This is a genomic window from Pseudoalteromonas sp. Z9A6 (assembly GCF_011378805.1).
In the GTDB taxonomy this organism is placed as follows: domain Bacteria; phylum Pseudomonadota; class Gammaproteobacteria; order Enterobacterales; family Alteromonadaceae; genus Pseudoalteromonas; species Pseudoalteromonas distincta.
The window spans coordinates 1-16,806 of record NZ_WTKZ01000074.1; the positions used below are offsets into that span (position 1 = coordinate 1).

The 16,806-nt window shown below is 34.1% G+C and carries 14 protein-coding genes; 9 read left to right on the forward strand and 5 right to left on the reverse strand.

Features of this window, described 5'->3' with window-relative positions:
- Positions 1-657 precede the first annotated feature (657 nt).
- Entirely contained in the window at positions 658-858 is a 201-nt protein-coding gene (locus tag GQR53_RS18535; RefSeq protein ID WP_165744897.1) for a hypothetical protein, read from the reverse strand.
- A gap of 811 nt (positions 859-1,669) precedes the next feature.
- Here GQR53_RS18535 and GQR53_RS18540 point away from each other — a divergent pair.
- Positions 1,670-2,548, forward strand: coding sequence for a hypothetical protein (locus tag GQR53_RS18540; protein ID WP_165744898.1), 879 nt, complete (start codon positions 1,670-1,672; stop codon positions 2,546-2,548).
- Positions 2,549-2,839: 291 nt separating this feature from the next.
- Here GQR53_RS18540 and GQR53_RS18545 read toward each other — a convergent pair whose 3' ends face one another.
- Together GQR53_RS18545 and GQR53_RS18550 are read right to left on the reverse strand one after the other, a co-directional pair.
- Positions 2,840-3,307 carry a hypothetical protein gene (locus GQR53_RS18545; RefSeq protein WP_240917504.1) on the reverse strand — a complete coding sequence of 156 codons (468 nt, stop codon included), beginning with the start codon at positions 3,305-3,307 and terminating at the stop codon, positions 2,840-2,842.
- A 197-nt stretch (positions 3,308-3,504) separates the two neighbouring features.
- Complete coding sequence (locus tag GQR53_RS18550) at positions 3,505-3,897, reverse strand: hypothetical protein (protein WP_165744899.1); 393 nt, start codon at positions 3,895-3,897, stop codon at positions 3,505-3,507.
- A gap of 313 nt (positions 3,898-4,210) precedes the next feature.
- Between GQR53_RS18550 and GQR53_RS18555 the strand changes: the two genes are divergently transcribed.
- From GQR53_RS18555 to GQR53_RS18580, 6 genes are all read left to right on the forward strand, one after another.
- Positions 4,211-4,441, forward strand: coding sequence for a hypothetical protein (locus GQR53_RS18555; protein WP_165736287.1), 231 nt, complete (start codon positions 4,211-4,213; stop codon positions 4,439-4,441).
- Positions 4,442-4,545: 104 nt separating this feature from the next.
- Positions 4,546-5,232 (forward strand): sigma-70 family RNA polymerase sigma factor, encoded by a 687-nt coding sequence (locus tag GQR53_RS18560; RefSeq protein WP_165744900.1) that lies wholly within the window; start codon positions 4,546-4,548, stop codon positions 5,230-5,232.
- On the forward strand, positions 5,229-5,807 hold the full coding sequence (locus tag GQR53_RS18565) for a hypothetical protein (protein ID WP_165744901.1): 579 nt from the start codon (positions 5,229-5,231) through the stop codon (positions 5,805-5,807). Before GQR53_RS18560 ends, GQR53_RS18565 begins: the two co-directional genes overlap by 4 nt.
- 26 nt (positions 5,808-5,833) lie before the next feature.
- Positions 5,834-10,741 (forward strand): PEGA domain-containing protein, encoded by a 4,908-nt coding sequence (locus GQR53_RS18570; protein WP_165744902.1) that lies wholly within the window; start codon positions 5,834-5,836, stop codon positions 10,739-10,741.
- A gap of 127 nt (positions 10,742-10,868) precedes the next feature.
- The gene (locus GQR53_RS18575) at positions 10,869-11,708 is read left to right on the forward strand and encodes a hypothetical protein (protein ID WP_165744903.1); all 840 of its coding nucleotides are present in this window, start codon (positions 10,869-10,871) and stop codon (positions 11,706-11,708) included.
- A 123-nt stretch (positions 11,709-11,831) separates the two neighbouring features.
- Positions 11,832-12,575, forward strand: a complete 744-nt coding sequence (locus tag GQR53_RS18580; RefSeq protein WP_165744904.1) for a hypothetical protein — start codon at positions 11,832-11,834, stop codon at positions 12,573-12,575.
- Positions 12,576-12,670: 95 nt separating this feature from the next.
- Here the strand turns inward: GQR53_RS18580 and GQR53_RS18585 are convergent, their stop codons facing one another.
- The gene (locus tag GQR53_RS18585; RefSeq protein WP_240917505.1) at positions 12,671-12,901 is read right to left on the reverse strand and encodes a hypothetical protein; all 231 of its coding nucleotides are present in this window, start codon (positions 12,899-12,901) and stop codon (positions 12,671-12,673) included.
- 866 nt (positions 12,902-13,767) lie between these two features.
- Between GQR53_RS18585 and GQR53_RS18590 the strand changes: the two genes are divergently transcribed.
- Positions 13,768-14,661: a LysR family transcriptional regulator gene (locus GQR53_RS18590; RefSeq protein ID WP_165744905.1), complete on the forward strand. Its 894-nt coding sequence runs from the start codon at positions 13,768-13,770 to the stop codon at positions 14,659-14,661.
- Positions 14,662-14,705: 44 nt separating this feature from the next.
- Here the strand turns inward: GQR53_RS18590 and GQR53_RS18595 are convergent, their stop codons facing one another.
- Complete coding sequence (locus GQR53_RS18595; RefSeq protein ID WP_165744906.1) at positions 14,706-15,578, reverse strand: DMT family transporter; 873 nt, start codon at positions 15,576-15,578, stop codon at positions 14,706-14,708.
- A 625-nt stretch (positions 15,579-16,203) separates the two neighbouring features.
- On the opposite strand from GQR53_RS18595, the gene GQR53_RS18600 reads away from it, so the two are divergent.
- The gene (locus GQR53_RS18600) at positions 16,204-16,584 is read left to right on the forward strand and encodes a GreA/GreB family elongation factor (RefSeq protein WP_024604280.1); all 381 of its coding nucleotides are present in this window, start codon (positions 16,204-16,206) and stop codon (positions 16,582-16,584) included.
- Positions 16,585-16,806: the final 222 nt, after the last annotated feature.

Sequence of the window (16,806 nt, forward strand, 5' to 3'; positions counted from 1 at the left end):
TTGGCGGGGGTGAGCGACAAAACACTGTAGTAAAGAAAATTTAGTTAGAGGGTCGTGCTGCTAAATTGGTTTCCCCGCTTTGGCGGGGTGTGCGACAAAATCACTGTAGTAAAGAAAATTTAGTTAGCAATTGTAACTACTAATTTTTACCCTCCGCGTAAGCAGAGGTATATGAAAACTAATCTGTATATTCCTTGTGGTTGGTAGGTATGTATTTTTACATATCTATCGACTCATTGAACCATCTACCTCTAAGTTACTTCCTCCTATTCAGTCGTATTTAATAGTTTTAAAAACTCATTTTTATATACACCTTAATCTTTTTTATCTGGTGATAGTCTAATTAATGCTTTCAACAAAAAAAGCGCCCTAAAAAATCAGGGCGCTTTGCGTTTAGGACAAATAAACAGTTTTATACAAATTTAAATAACAAATATTTGAGCATGATTCTCATACTACGCCCATTACTTTGGCGATATTGCTCATAGTTGATTATGCCAATAGCCATCTTGGTACAGAATAAGGTCAGCGTAATAAACCAGGCAAAATTTTGAGTTGATTGGTACAGGAAAGAAAGTACCGCTGAGCCACTAAATGCAATAATCGAATAGATGATTTCTATTCGATATCGACTAATAGCTTTCAATATTTTGAGCATTAAAAGCCGTCATCAAAAGCATCAAAGTAGCCATCATCGTTTAAATCTACTACCGAACTTTCAATCTCGTAAACAGCCATGACCCTATCAGGTTGGCCCACCACATTGCCGCCAACATCAACGATGCTAGCGCTCGCATTTGTGATAGGTAATCCTGTTGAGGGATTAATAGCAATATCATTAGCATCATTATTTTTCATTTTTTAACCTTATTAATCATTAATTTCTGCTTTCAAATTTAATGATTTCGTGATAAAAATCAAACTTGTTTGACTGCGCAGCTCAGCAACAAAAAGTTTGCATAAGTAGTTCCCCCTCCTCTTACTTCACCTAATTTTTATTAAGCTAAATCCTTTACTCTTTTCTAAAAAGAGCATCCATAAGTTTATTTTGAAGGCGTTTTTTGTCTGAAAGACAGGTTTTAAAATGGCATTTTTCGGCACGAAAAACTGCAAAAAAAAAAGCGTCTCAGAATGAGGCCAACAAGCGCGTAATGTGGCATAAGCGAAGCTTAGGACACATGGAGTTGCGCGAATGTACAGCTGGTCTGTACTAACCGCGATAGTGTTTCGCATCAGCGAAATTCGATATCATTTTGGCACAAATTGATATCGAACCATCTATTTTCGCAGAAAATTACAGCAGATGAAAAATGCAAATTATGGGGCACCCATTGCATTGTCAGGCGCGGCAGTATGGCGGTTAGTACAGAGCGTAGCTCGGTGCATTCGCGCAGGGTCTAAAACGCTAGCGCGATAGCGCGTTGAGGCGGCTCGTTGCGGAGCAACACCAGAGCTGGCGGGCGTTTTAGACCCTATGGTTGAACAACGAAGTTGAGAAGCCATCCGCTGAAGGCGGTTTTTGTTGCGATAATTATCGCGGCAATGATTCCGTGCATGCTGTTAAAGCATCTCGGAATGAAAAACGGCAATATAATTATAAAATGATGATAATTATTATGTTGCGATGCTAGTTAGTTTTAACAATTAACTCATCAAAAGGATTTTTGAATTGACTCAGCAACCATCAAAAAATTTAGAAAAGAACAACCCATTTCATACTCACTACCCTCGCTATTTTGATATTGATATGCGGTATTATCCAGGCGCAAATAACCACCAAAAAGGGGTTAACAGAACCAAGGTCTCGGTGCTTATTGCAATTCGGTTTTCTATTGTTACACCAAGCATTGTGAGTTGGCTATATGGCATTAATCATCGCCTAGCATTAGAGCATTTAAACCGGCTAGAAAAAGATGGACTATTGCGGGTGGTAAAAACACATCGAAGCCCAGACGGTCGCGTTTATGTGCCTACCTACACTGCTGCCAAATTCGCAGAGGAATTAATGGGCATCGACATACATTTTAGAGCGAATAGAAACCCCGCTTTGCAATTCAATCAAAATAATATAATGCATAATCTAATTAACGCATTTGTTATGCTGCGCGGTATACACAATTATCACAGTGATGAAACATATGCGCCAATGTGGAGTGGATTCATTACCGAGCCTGAATTTCAACGAATTAACAGCCTATCCGCTGCAAGAACTGTGGATGGCGCTGTGCAACTTCCTGATGGCTCAATAGCCGCTATTGAGGTGGAGCACTCTTTTAAAAATAAAACGGCACGGCAGGTCATTTTGCTAAAATATTTGGCCTCGTTAAAAAAACGCGATTACAGTAAGATTTTTTTATTCTCTCAGTCGGTCAAAATTTTTGATGACATTAAACGACTCCACGAACAGTTATTTGAGGAGATGCCACAGCGTTTTGATAAAAAAACGCGAGCACCACTTCTCAGTGAAAGTGATGCTGAGCTGCTGCGAGCCTCTATAATATACCGTACTAAATTATGTGAAGAAATTAATGAAATGTTTTATGAATAAACAATAGATAAGCAAAGGGGGAATGGATAGTAATCCATTCCCCCTTTGCTTTTGGCCTATTTAAAGCCTTGCCAACATTATTATTAAATACACGCTTTTGTGAAGTAATAACAAGGCGCTATATTTGCATCACGCCTTCCCCTAGAGGTGTAATCTCTATTAATGAGATTGAGCTGCTTAAGCCAGATTTCAGCTTAAGCAGTGAGCCTGCAAATAATGACTCATGGCATATTTTAGGGGTAATGATTAGGCAGTTACTTTATTATTAAAATAACTTATATTTGTCCTATATTATTTATTTAGAAGACTGTTTATCGAATCTTGAATATTACGATCAATACGATCTTGTTCAAACTCGTCAACAAATTCATTTTCAATATCATTTTTATAGTCTTCTTCAAATCCATCTTCGAAATTACTATCCAAAACTGAATCAAAGCGCTCTTCTGGCGCATCACTAAAGGCTTGCTCTGGCTCTTCATAAAACTCGTCATCATAATCAGGATATGCTGGTACGGGTTGGTGTACATCATTTATTAAACAAATCATTAGTTTATATATCAGAACTTTTACGCCACGATAATTAAGATGTTTTTTATTAAAAACTTGAGGCTCTACAATAGCCCAAAAGCCTTTAAAGTTAGGGTTATCTGCGCTTAGCATGAGTTTGTTTATTTTATGATCGTTATCCCTAACAACCGTTTTGACATCTTCTAACAGGGTGAGAATGTCTAGAGTAGAGGTATATCTGCAAGTCATAGAATTTCCTTATTTAAAATTAACTTAATAATTATTGTCCGTTAATAATTATTTACTCCTCTTATTGTGAGGCTACTGTTAAATAGGCACTCCCAGGGAGAAATAGTGATTTTTTAGGGTATTTAAATTATTTATTTAAAACACAATTGGATCAGAACCTTTAAAAATAAAAAGCGAGCCTAAAGGCTCGCCAGAGTTTATGAGCTTTCTATTAACCGTAACCAACTGTCTTCTGCAGCTGCAAAAAACGCATTTGGTTTTAGCATAAACAGTTGCTCAAATTCTGCAGAAAATAAATTGCAGAAGTTCGTTATGGCTTCAATATGTATGAGTAAAAAGGCATACATTTCAATACCCTCCAAATACCGCTCTGAGAACTCAGGATTAGCAGCTAATAACTGTTGAGAAATACTAATACCCAGCACACTCCCCATGCTATCTCGGTGTAAATAAATGTAATTTGTGAAACCTAGTTCTAGTGTTTGCTTATCAATAACATCAGCTAATAGTAAAATGGTGGAAGCATCTTCCCACGGTGATTTACTAGCGCGTACATATTGGCGTATAAACGGTGATTTTTGTTCTTTCATGATTTTTCCTAGTTATTTGTCCTACAACTAACTAGGTACTCAGCAGGGAATTTATGAAAGCTTAATTGCCCTTTGTTAACTAGTTTTAGCACTTATAGTCTGTATGCAGATTCACACTTTAATTTAAACAACTCTATCTAAACGAGTTTATGGAGGTTAAAAATACTCTCTAAACCATATAAAGCAGTAAATTAGAAAAGTAATTTATTTTTTTTAAAAAAATTGTTAACTCTCCCTGTGTCAGTTGGTTTCTATCTGCGAGTAAGTAAATCTTTAAACACTTTATAAGTAACTATTTAATTGAGGATATGTAATGAATTATCAACAAAACACATCAGATACTAAAGGCTGGATTGCTAAACCACTAAATCGAAAAGGTGATTTAGGTAGTTGGGTTGAGAGAATGGCGCAAGCATGCCCAAACCCTGAACTAGATCAGGTTGTTTGGTTAAACAACAACAGAAACTCTGTAGGGTACAAAGCCATAGCATTTAAAAAAAATGGTGATGTTATCTGGCAACGTGGCCAAGTTGTATGGCACTAAGCTTCTAAGAACTGAAAGAAATAACGCTTTAAAACTAAAATACTTAAGTTTATTTGGTATTATTATTACTAATTAAAAATATGTAATAAACCTCAGGCTAAAGTATGGAAGTTGATAACAAAGAGTTGGCAAAATATATGTTATTAATTAAAAAGATAACACATTGGAAAGTTAGAGATTTGGGGCATAAAAACTTAATTGAAGATATTGTTCAAGAAACATTTATCAAACTGTTTAAGCAAGGTTTTTTAGAAAAAAATAGCCTCGACACTGAGGATGAACAAAAAATGGCGACTGCCTATATAAAGCAAACTGTTTATTCATGTTACATGGATCTGCTTGCATCTTTAGGCATTAATAGACGTCTAACGAAAGCCGAAAGATTAAACTCAGAGAATAAGTATGAAAACATCAAAAATGATCATATCGATGATGTTAATGAAAATGAGTTAACACTTGTTGAGACTGATACACCTGAGCAGCAACTGTTTGTAAAAGAGGCATATCAGTGGATTAAAAACTGTTACTTATCATTATTAGATAAAGTTAGTGATAAAAATAGAAGAACATTTTTTGAAGCTGCTTTTTGGCAGTTTAACGATTATGACATGCCATTAAAGGCTTTAGCTGAACATCTTGGTTATGGCTCAAGCAACCCTACACAAGAATTAAAGAGATTTGTTGAAAAAGTATCACTGTGTACTCAACCACATGGTGTTATTGTTAATAACCCTCATGAACAAATTCAATTTTTACGTGAACAGATGCAAAACTCAAAGGGTCATTCATGAAACAAGAAGATATCACTAAACAAATTGTAGCCTTACATGAAGAAGACGTGCTTAATAAAATGATGGATGATGTTAACGCTGAGCTGGGAAACGGGATCCCTATATCCCTCCAACAAGAGATTAATGCTTGTCTTAATAAAATCAATAATGAGGAAGTTACAAATAACGAAAATGTTGTTTCTTTTAAACCTAAGAGAAAACCATCAACGGATATCTTTGCAGAAACAGAGTTACTTGCAGCTTCTGGGCAATCCTTAGCAGATTGGTTTTCTCAACCATTAAGTTTCGGTGGCGCTGGTTTTGTTTTAGATATCAGAAAAGTAATAGGATCAGAAGATGAGGTCGATTTATACCTAATATCGAATCAAGCAGATAATTCAAAAATGAAACAGTCATTATCTTCTTATCTTGGTAAGACTTTAAATATTTGTATCTCTAACGATGGAACTAACCTATTAACGGCAGCTTTATATGTCGATGAATCAGGGCTTGAAGCTGAAGGTAGCGGACACTTAAATAAGGTTGATGGTAACTTTGTTAAAGGGAAGATCAGTATTGAAGTAATTATTGAATAATAGCAATAAAATATAGGTATATATCAATGATTCATATACTAACTAGCACCACTACCATATTAAAAATAGGGGTACGTCCTCAAGAAAGTCGAATTGGAGATTCGAACGTTAAAGCTGTTTTGAGCTTAAAGCTCAAGCAGACATTAACCGATGAATCTTTCATTGAACAGCAGGGCTACCTTCAATCATCTGCAATAGCAGCATATATTTCGTTAAATAAGTTAGAGCAACATTCTCGCTTTAGAGCTAACGTAAATTTATTTGCATGTAACAACAAAGCATTCAACTTTACTCAGGGTAGTTCAAGTAGTGGTTTAGGTTTTGCTCTAGCTTGTTTTGATGCATGGTGGCGATTAAAACTCAATAAAAATAGTCACTTTAAACATCCCATATTTGCAACAGGTGAAGTATTAACTTCTGGTCAAATCAATTCAATTGCTCAGATAACTGAAAAAATTGAGTCTGTCTGTAATTATGTTGAAGAAAATAAAGATAATATCCCTAAGTTTTATTTCTGTTACCCAGCAAGTAATGATGAAGAAATTCCAGCATCACTTAAAGAGCGCCTATTAGAATTAAATGGGCAATTAATAGCTTCAAATAGGTTACAGGAAACTTTAGGTGAGCTGTTAGGTAAACATTATGATGGAGATCCTTTAGGCCGCTGGGTTCCTTTTAAAGGGTTAAGCAGTTTTGATTATGAAGACAGTGTACGTTTTTTTGGTCGCGATAAAGACGTAGAGCGTATTTATAATGATATTGAACATAATAGCGGCCTATTGATCGTTTCAGGAGCCAGTGGTACAGGAAAGTCTTCACTAATCAGAGCAGGATTAATTCCAAAGCTAGAAAAAGAATATGGATCTTTATTTTGGGCATCATGTACACCTAGCTCCTTAAATCTTTCTCAAGGGATATTAAGCTTTATATTTGAACAACTTATTCAAGCCTGGGATATCCCTTGCCGAAATGTTAATGAAATAATTGAAATTTTTAATACATCAAAAAATGATGGAATTAGTTTCTTTCAGAAGTTTTTAACTAACCAGTCTATTCATTGCTTACTCTACTTAGATCAATATGAAGAAGTATTTAGTCAAAGTGATCAAGCTATCAGTGTAATTGCTAATGAACTGAGCATTATCGATTTATTAGCGAAATCATTAACTCCTTTAAATATAGTATTGGCTGTAAGAAATGAATATTTAGGACGTTTATTAGATAGCCAAGCTCTTCGTTCTCCTATTATTTCAAATGTTGCCTCACAACTAACTGCAAAAGAGTGGCAATCAATAGTGCACGATCAAGCACTGTTTTCTGGTATTCATTTTGAGCAGAGTGATAATGATAATCAGAGCTTAGATCTACTTATTATAGAAGAAGCCATTCAAGTGCCGTTTGCATTACCAATGGTAAGTTTTTTGTTAGAGCAACTTTATATTAAGGCATTAGAAGAAGAGCCAACATCAAGCCTACTTTTATATAAACATTACGAAGAGTTAGGTGGGCTTTCAGGGGCAATTGCATATAGAGCTTCAAAGGTAATAGAAGATAATAATCCCTCTGATACTTTGATATCAAAATTCTTTGATTTTTTTGTCGGTATTAACCCTGAAGGTTTGCCTTTTGCAAGACAAGTTGTTTTATCTGAAATCGAAAAAATAGATCAAGAGCTTTATAAATTAGTTGATACATTTGTTAATAGTAACTTAGTTACCAACATTAGTAACAAAGAACATAAACCTGTAGTTAAACTGGCACATGACAGCCTATTCAGTCACTGGAAAGAGTTAAAGGAATGGATTGAAAACTCAAAAGAATACCTTTTGTGGCGTTATAGTGTTGATGGTTCGTATGCTCGTTGGCAAAAAGCGCCAAAAAATCATAAAAACTACTTAATTAAAGATAACCAGTTACTCAAAGAAGGTAAAGAATATCAGAAGTTATTAATTATTTTTGATCGTAAGCTAGATGACTATATAACCTTATCTTTAAAAGCTAAAAATCAAAAAAACTATACATTTTTCTTTATTTTTATTGTATTACCCGTTCTTTCAATCGGCTTATATCAATGGGATATAAACCGGATTAAAACTCACTATTATTCTGCTGTCGGTGAAAAGTGGAGTGTACCTTTTGGTATTAATGAATTAACAAGTGAGCAGGTAAAGCATAGAACTTTTAGTTACCGCATGGATTATCAAGGCGGTGTACTAAAGCGCTTAGCTCATGTGAATAGCTTTAACACCTTGACTATTGACGAGTTGAAGAATAATACAGCACTTTGGGAGTATAAGTTTTCAACTGATGGCATGATTCAATCAATTGTTGCTAAAGATCAAACAAAGAAAGTAATTAGAACAACCAACTTTCAATTTGATGGCACAGAAAGGGCTATTGCCGATTTAAATTCTAAATTTGGAAAAAAGAACTTTAAACAGAAAATGAGAAACCTTAAATTTCTCCCGTATTTTAAGCAAAAAAATAATTCATTAAATTTCACCAACTCTGATGTATCTCAGCATTTACTTACATATTCAATAGATGGCTACCTAATAAAGAAGGAATTTCAAAATGCCTATGGCACTAAAAAGCCTGTTATAAATCAATATTATGGGGTGAAATATGAACACGATCAGAATGGTCAAATAAAACTAGAATATTATATCGATAATCATGGCAGTCTTACTTCTGGTGATAGCAACATTGCTAAAGTTAAATATGAATATGACCATTTTGGCAATATCTTACATAAAGAAGTATCAGATAAAAATGAACATGGCGGTATTATTCGCTTCAGTTTTGATGAGTGGGGTAATCAAAAAGAAAAGAGCTATCACGATAAATTAGGAGTACCAGTTAGCGATAATGGTATAGCAAAAATATCTAATGATATCGATCAAAGAGGAAATATTACTAAAACTTATTTGTTTGATATTAAAGGTAACCTGAAAGAGTCACCATTTAATATAGCTATAAGAGAAATGGAATATGACCTTAATGGTAGGTTAAGTGAAATTTCATTTTTAAATTCTATGCTTCGACCCGTTAATAATAAAGAAGGCTATGCAAAGCTAGTCATCAGTTATGATGCCCAAGGTCGTATTTTAGAGGCTTTTCACTATGGGGAGGACTTAAAGCCTACGCCTAACCAATTAGGGTGTACTTTAGTTAAGCGAACTTATAATGAAAACTCTGAAATATTAACGGAAGCTTGCCTAGATGATAATGAAAAACCAACGTTAGATATTTATAATGTTGCTAAATCTGTTATAGCGTATAACCAATGGGGCTTTAAGGAACAGCTTACTATGCTTGGAGAAGATAACCGTTTAACGTTAAATAGTGATGGTTTTGCCAAGGTCGTTTTTGAAACTGATATGAGAGGAAATACCCTTTCCGAGTCTTATTTCGATACCGATGGAAAACCCATAAGGGTAGAAGGGGATGCTGTAAAAAATACGTATAAGTACGATGATCAAGGTAATGTTATAGAACAATCATTTTGGGATGAATTTGGGAATTTAACAGAAATAGATGGGTTAGCAATATTCAAAAATGATTATGATGATTTAGGAAGGCATACTCAAGAATATTACCTTAATAAAATGGGTCAGCCTATTCTTCGAAAAGGAATGGATTACTATAAAAAAACAACCAAATACTCCACTAAAGGAGACTATATTTCGTCAATAAATTACTCGAATGTAAATGGTAATATTATTGATGTTATCTCGCCTTCTACAAGTCAAGACACGTACACTACTGAATATAAAAATGCCAAAATTACCACATCACCCAAAAGTGCTAAAGTTTTTGTTGATAATAAGTTTGTTGGGTTAACCCCGTTTCATAAGCATATACCTCCAGGTAAACATGAGTTAAGAGTAGTTAAAGAGGGTTACCTAGAAATAACCAGCTCTATTAATATATTTAAAGATGAAGAATATTATTCCAGTTTTAGTTTATCTATGACTCCTAAGCCTGCAGCTTTTAATGTTCAATTCCTACAGGAAAAAGCAAAAGAAGGAGACAGGCGATCTCAATCTCAGCTAGGTAACTATTATAGTTTCACTAAAAAAAATTATGAACTTGCAAAGGTTTGGTATGAAAAAGCCGCTAATAATGGTTCAACCGAAGCAATGCATCAACTTGGGCTTTTATATATATGGAGTGAAAATACTAGGGAAAAGGGAGTCCATTGGTTACAAAAAGCCGCATATGCAGGAGTCTTAGAGTCTCAATATGTTTTAGGTTATGAGTATCTAACGGGTACAAAAATATCGATTAATGATGTTGAGGCACATAAGTGGCTCACTATGGCTGCAAATACAGGTCATACATCAGCCCAATATGAATTGGGTCGTATGAATAATTACGGTTGGGGCACCGATATAGATAGTTACACTGCATTTGAGTGGTATTTAATCGCAGCAAATGCAGGCCATGCTCTTTCGTGTAATGCTTTGGCTAGTTTGTATAGAAAGGGTGAAGGTACAGCCAAGAGCCTTTCAGAAGCTTTTTATTGGAATATGCTGGCAGCAGAGTTAGGTAATGAAGAATCATATTATCGAGTAGGAGAAGCTTACTTGGGTGGAACAGGAGTAGCTAAAGATACCAATAAAGCGGTTTTATGGCTGATGAAAGCATTTCAGTCTGAAGATAAGTTAATAAGGTCTGGTGCTGCTGGTATGTTGGGTCTTATCTATGAAAATGGATTAGGAATTCCATCTGATTTCGAAAAAGCTTTCTTTTTTAATAATAAAGCTCTTGAAGATGACAACTTTCATTCAGCATTTCCATTAGCTTATATGTACCTTCAAGGGCATGGCGTTGAAGTCAATTATACTAAAGCAGTCGAACTATTTAAAATTTCTCATAGCAAGGGTGATAAAAGAGCTACACAGTGGTTAACCCAAAATGGTGAAATTTAACCTTTTGAGTTCGAAATAAGTTTATTGAATAGATTCAGCTAAAAAGTCGCAGAAAAAATTAATATTTGTTAATTTATAAGAAAACGATCCGTTTAACATTTATATAGCCAACACCTGGAATACAAAAATGTTGAACAAAAATCCTATTGAGCCATCACTTAAGCAAGCCAAAGCATCTTTAGATGTTTACGTTACAAAATCGAACTCTTTAAAAATTGCAACGTTTTCATCAATTAAAGGGAGTATTGAAGATTTTGAAAACTTATACGATTCTTCTCTTACTTTTTTATTATCAACACCAGAACTAAATCTTTTATATGCTTATAAAGAAACAATCTCTAACCCGGAGCATATTTTCCAAGCTTATAAAAAAATTAAACCTGTAGATACTAAAAAATATGTTTGGGAAGGTGGGGCACCTGCATTTCATTCAATATCTGAATGTGAAAGACTGCAATCACAATTTATAAATCTTGAGATTCCACCAGAAATTCAATCTAGAGGCGACGCTGAGATTGAAAAATTTCGCCGCTTTGTAAAAGCAAATTCTGCATTACTAGAAGATAATGAACCCTTATTTTTAAAACGCTTGGATGCACGGTTTGTCCTTAAAAACCCTCCTAAATCAGTAAAAGCAAGCAATAGCGGATTAACTACTTTGAGAAATTTAGACCTACATGAATTAAAGAAAGAAATTGATAACCTAATCAATTCAGCACAAGTATTTATGGAAAAAGATCATGACACTCTGAACATTATTAAGAACAAAGGATATGGCACACATATAGTTAAGGAAGCAAAGATAGCAGACCATCCATTAAATATTTGGCATAAATATAAAACTGACCTGAAAGGTTTGCTGAAGCAATATTTTCTTGTTCGCTTTAATCCTGAAATGCAGTTCGATAAAACTCTTCTTGAACAAATTGGGTTTATGCCTTGCAGCCATTGCTGCGGTTCAAACTAATAAAATTGACTAGAAAAAGTTCGCTATCTAAGTGTATATACAAATCATAAAAGTATTTTTTGTTAATTATGAAGAAATTGCACCGTTTTACTAATTGTAAGTTCAACAATACGAGCAATTAAAATGAATAATGAATACTTTGAAGTCGAATTAATCAGCCCTCGTTCTCCTTCATATATTTACAATAACAAAAGATACAAAAAGCTTTCTGACAATGTTCGTGAATATAAAGCGGTTGATCCCCTTGCCGCTACTTACAATAAAACATTGTTGAAATGGGAGTCTGTTGTTCAGAGGCTTCTGGCCACACTGACAAATGAAGCCACTGATAGAATATTAAAGTATTCGAATACAAAGGCTAAGGTTAGCTATCGAGAAATAGACTTCATAGCTCAACCTTCGAAAGATGAACTTATTTTTTGTGAATTGAAATTAAAAGAGAATTTTAGAGAGAACCTGGGGAGTAAAGCATCAGGTTGGGCGCAGTTAAATAAAGCTTTAAATATAGCCCATAATAAGTTTCAGCAATTAAGTGGCCTATCTATATGTGTTGATATGTCTCATGTCTACGGGATAGAGACAAAAGCTACAGTGTTAGATTATTGCAGATTTTCAGAACTAACAAATTATTTTTGTAAACCGAGTAAAAGTAACAAAACTCTCTGGCTCAATTCCAAAGAGATTGCATATTTGGCAGTTAAACATGAATTATTAACTTTAAAAGAAGTTAATAATATAAAAGTACAATTTAATGAATATAAAAATCCATTATCCATAATAGATAACAAGTATATTAAAAAAGTAAACAGCCCCTTCCAAGGTTTAATAAAGCTAAAGGTGAACCCAAGCACTCATTATAAAAAATAAACTAGTGATTTAGTTTCTATAAAATCAACCATACATATAACTAGAATCCAATAGCTCAATATGGATTAGTAAAAATACAACCATCTCAGCCCATCTTAATAACGTTCTGTAAACTCAGGGTTAGCTTCAAAAAGTGAGTTAGAGATACTAATACCCAGTGCTTTCCCTACACTATCACGATGCAAATAAATATAATGAGTGTGCCCAAGTTCTAGTGTTTGCTTATTAACGACATCAGCTAATAGCAAAATTGTAGAGCTGTCATCCCACGGTGATCTACTAGCGCGTACATATTGGCGTATAAACGGTGATTTTTGATCTTTCATGATTTTTCCTAGTTATTTGTCCTAAAACTAACTAGGCATAAGTCAGGAGAAAAATTGAAAGATAATAGGTAAGAGACCTAAATTTGCAAAACACCTCAAAAACATTAAGGTTAAGGTACTATTTCAAATATTGAGAATTTAAAATGAGTGATTTTATATGGTTATTACCGGCTGCTGTGTTGACCGTAATATTAATTAGGCTTATTAAACAAACAAAGAAGGTAGATTAAGTAAAAGCAATACTTAACTATTTGATATAACCGCCGGCAGTTAAAGTGACCTATATGTCACTTTAAGGCCCAAAATGCAGCTTAATGATCCCTATAAGGCACTTTATGGTCAGGGTTAAAAAAGAAAAATCTAAGTTTTACTTTTATTAACTACCAATTCTCTTTTCCAAATTAATTATATAACCTACAAAACACAAATATAAGATTCAAAGACTCTACAAGTCTGAAATTTCAACTATTCAGTTAATACAATTTGCCTTTTAAGGCTGTTTTTAAGATACTAGCTAGGTGCTTATGAATTACTAAAAATCGTAGCACAAACAATAGCACGACAAAGCAACATATTGTTTTATAAAGATTTAATCAAAAGCCTTATAACTATCGCAGTTAATGCATTTACTATTTATGAGTAGAGCCATTTTTTAGCCTTTCTAATTAAAGTCCTATAAAACAAAAAATGAAAAAATAGAGCATTTACTACTTTATTTTAAATTATATGATTAACAGCGTTAGATTATGCATTTTATTGACTTTTTCTTTGTTGATCTTTATCAATAAAAACTTCTGGCTTCTCTAATGAAATTTTAAAGCGTCGCTGTTAATATTGTCTACATCCTAAACAATAAAATAGTTCTGATGGCAGCTAATTATTCTCTCGATGATTTACGTTACTTTTGCACCATAGTAAAATTAGGTAGCTTTAAAAAAGCATCAATAAGCCTTGATATGTCACTATCAACTTTAAGCCGTAGAATACGTTTATTAGAGCAAGCTCTGCAATTAACGTTACTAAATCGAGATGCCCATCGAGTTACACTTACGCATACTGGCGAATTATATTACGATCGCTATCGTAAACTGTTTGATGAAGTAGAGTGTATAGAGCAAGCACTGTGTGATGAGAAAGACCAACCTAAAGGGAAAATTAGGATCTGTGCACCCATTTACATGGGTAAACATTTTTTAAGTGCTATTTTTTGTAATTTTTTACTGCAGTATCCCGATATTCAACTAGATTTACGCTTTTCAAATAACCTTATTGATATTGAAAAAGAAGGGATTGATATAGCGTTTAGAGTAAGAAACCCTGCTATTGATAATTGGGTTATTAGAGAACTAAAGCTTACTCATAATGTATTGTGTGCTCATCCTGACTATGATTATCAATCCATCACTCATCCTGAGCAATTAGAAGAGCAATCAAAAGTTACGTGCGTTGGGTTGGTACCGTGGCAATTAAAAAATCAGCAAACGAGTGAAGAGTACTGTTTTAATCCAAACACACATGTTCGATTAGAAGTTGATGAAATTCAAATGATGAAACAAGCAGTTGAGTCTGGTGTGGGTATTAGCTACATCCCTGATTATATAGCATTACCACTTATTAAAGCCGGAAAGCTTAAACACATTCTTCCTGATTGGCAAAGCAAAGGGCAGCCATTTTCTATGCTTTATCGCGACAGAAAACAAATCCCTTATCGAGTGCGATTACTTATAGAGCATACACTGCAACACTTCACTAAAATGTAGCAGTGTAGGCTTTTCACAGCAAAGTAATTAAGCTAATTCATCTTTTAAAAACTAAGCCTTAGTACGATTACACCTAAAAATGCCGTTGTTAATCCTATAACTTCTTGGCGTGTAAAAGACTCTTTTAGAATGATGCGTGAATACAACAAAATAATTAAAATATTCATACCTGAAATCGCTGAAACTAGCCCTGTATTACCAATAGCAAAAGCCGATATTATTGCAACCATGCCAGCTACATTTGTTAAACCAATAAGTAACCCGCACGAAAATGTTTTACCGGCAGACCAATACGCTTGAGAAGAGCCTTGCTCTGCTAGCATTTTTTTACGCTTTACTAACCAACTGACGGCAAAAAGAAAGCTACCAAAACCAAACATAGACGTTAAAGTTGCAAACGTATCCGCCTCAAGAAGCGTTGATTGCTTACCCATTAAATCATTAAATGCAAAGGACAGTGCCGCCAGTAACCCCCATTGCGCGCCTTGTAAATTACTTAATGAGATATCGCTGGAGTAGCGAATAATATAAAGGCCGCCAAAAATAATAAAAAAGCCGATTAATTGAATAACAGTTAAGGTTTCTTTCCATAATAAAAAGGCAAATAAAAGTACAAATAAAGGCGTTAACCCCGACAGGATGCTAATTAAAGACGCTTTCCCAACCGAAAACCCTTTGTGCAAAAACCCATTAGCCGCAAAAGATCCAAAACCTAAAGCGAGTCCAACCGTAATATCAGCCCAGCCGTACCATGTGTGCTCAAACACCACAGTACCTAGCGCACTAATTATAAATCCCACAAAAAAAACACCGAATAATAATAGATTACGATTAATCTTTTTTTGTGACGTCCATTGGTACATTATTCCTCGCGCACCAAAAAAAACAGTGGCGAGTAATGCAAAAATTATCCACATATAAATGAGACCCTTTATAATTTACTTCGATAAACCTGAATAAAAAGTGGTTATTTAACATTGTTGAATGCAATGACTATTACATAAAGGTTCAGCTGTAAAACACGTAGCCACTACAAGAGCGTTACCCGATACCTAGCTTCTACTCTATAAAATAAGCAGCTTAAGCTTCAAAAAATAAAATACTAGCCACACAATTACACATTAATAAACAACAACACCAGTATATTCAATCTATAAATATTATAAATAGGCATAAGTGGCACTATAGATCCCATAAATAGCACTTAACTATTTAGTCGTTTAACTTCAATTACATAGTGAGCAACTAACACACAGAAATAACAACAACTTAGTGAAAAAAACGAATTTATAAAAACATAAAAAACAGTTTTAAACTGTCATTTTATCGACAATATATTTTTAACCTAAAACTCAATTGACTTTATTTTTAAACTCAATATGATTGATTTAAACAAAGAGGATAATATGTTTAATTTAATCACATACCTGCTAAAAACAAATACCACCTTCGGAATTTAAGCCGAGTGTAACCCTTACACTCGGCAGTTACACTGTACCTTTATATATTTAAATTCGATTTAGTTTTTGTGGGGATTAGTCCGTGCTTTCTTTTCTGTTCGAGCGTAAAAAATCTTTCCTGTCTAAAAATGACTTCACAGACGCAGCGGTACTATTACAACCGCTGAAGCTTGCGTATTTACTACAAGAAGTCGAGTATTCACAGCGGCCTTGGTCAAAATTCAATCCGCATGTACAAATTAATAGCACGGTGGTCATTAAAAATATAACCACCGGTTTTAAGCGCCGCATAACTTTAGTGCCTCCAAGCCAACGAAGGCACTTTATTAGTGACGTATCATTTCACTCTCCTCTTGGGGTCGCTCTTTTAGGGCATAAAATAAATCATATTATTGAATATAAAGAAGCTGGGGAATCCCACCTTTGGGAAATAATAGCCATTAATATTAAGGAGGAAATATAGAGTAAATTATTTCAATTTTTATTTATTAATTTTATATATTTAATTGGAGTTATTTGTAATGAGTAAAGAAAAACCTAAAAAACATGCAAGCAAAACATTAAAACAAAAACGTAAAGAGCGAAGAGATAAGCTAAAGCAACTTGAAAAATAATTAATATTATTTTAAATAAAGTCGGGTAGTGTTTAGAAATCTGTGTCATTTCAGTATTATTAAGAAAACAG

Coding starts and splice junctions, on each gene's coding strand:
- GQR53_RS18535 (WP_165744897.1), bottom strand. CDS start 858: ATGAAAAATAATGATGCTAATGATATTGCTATTAATCCCTCAACAGGA.
- GQR53_RS18545 (WP_240917504.1), bottom strand. CDS start 3,307: ATGACTTGCAGATATACCTCTACTCTAGACATTCTCACCCTGTTAGAA.
- GQR53_RS18550 (WP_165744899.1), bottom strand. CDS start 3,897: ATGAAAGAACAAAAATCACCGTTTATACGCCAATATGTACGCGCTAGT.
- GQR53_RS18555 (WP_165736287.1), top strand. CDS start 4,211: ATGAATTATCAACAAAACACATCAGATACTAAAGGCTGGATTGCTAAA.
- GQR53_RS18560 (WP_165744900.1), top strand. CDS start 4,546: ATGGAAGTTGATAACAAAGAGTTGGCAAAATATATGTTATTAATTAAA.
- GQR53_RS18565 (WP_165744901.1), top strand. CDS start 5,229: ATGAAACAAGAAGATATCACTAAACAAATTGTAGCCTTACATGAAGAA.
- GQR53_RS18570 (WP_165744902.1), top strand. CDS start 5,834: ATGATTCATATACTAACTAGCACCACTACCATATTAAAAATAGGGGTA.
- GQR53_RS18575 (WP_165744903.1), top strand. CDS start 10,869: ATGTTGAACAAAAATCCTATTGAGCCATCACTTAAGCAAGCCAAAGCA.
- GQR53_RS18580 (WP_165744904.1), top strand. CDS start 11,832: ATGAATAATGAATACTTTGAAGTCGAATTAATCAGCCCTCGTTCTCCT.
- GQR53_RS18585 (WP_240917505.1), bottom strand. CDS start 12,901: ATGAAAGATCAAAAATCACCGTTTATACGCCAATATGTACGCGCTAGT.
- GQR53_RS18590 (WP_165744905.1), top strand. CDS start 13,768: ATGGCAGCTAATTATTCTCTCGATGATTTACGTTACTTTTGCACCATA.
- GQR53_RS18595 (WP_165744906.1), bottom strand. CDS start 15,578: ATGTGGATAATTTTTGCATTACTCGCCACTGTTTTTTTTGGTGCGCGA.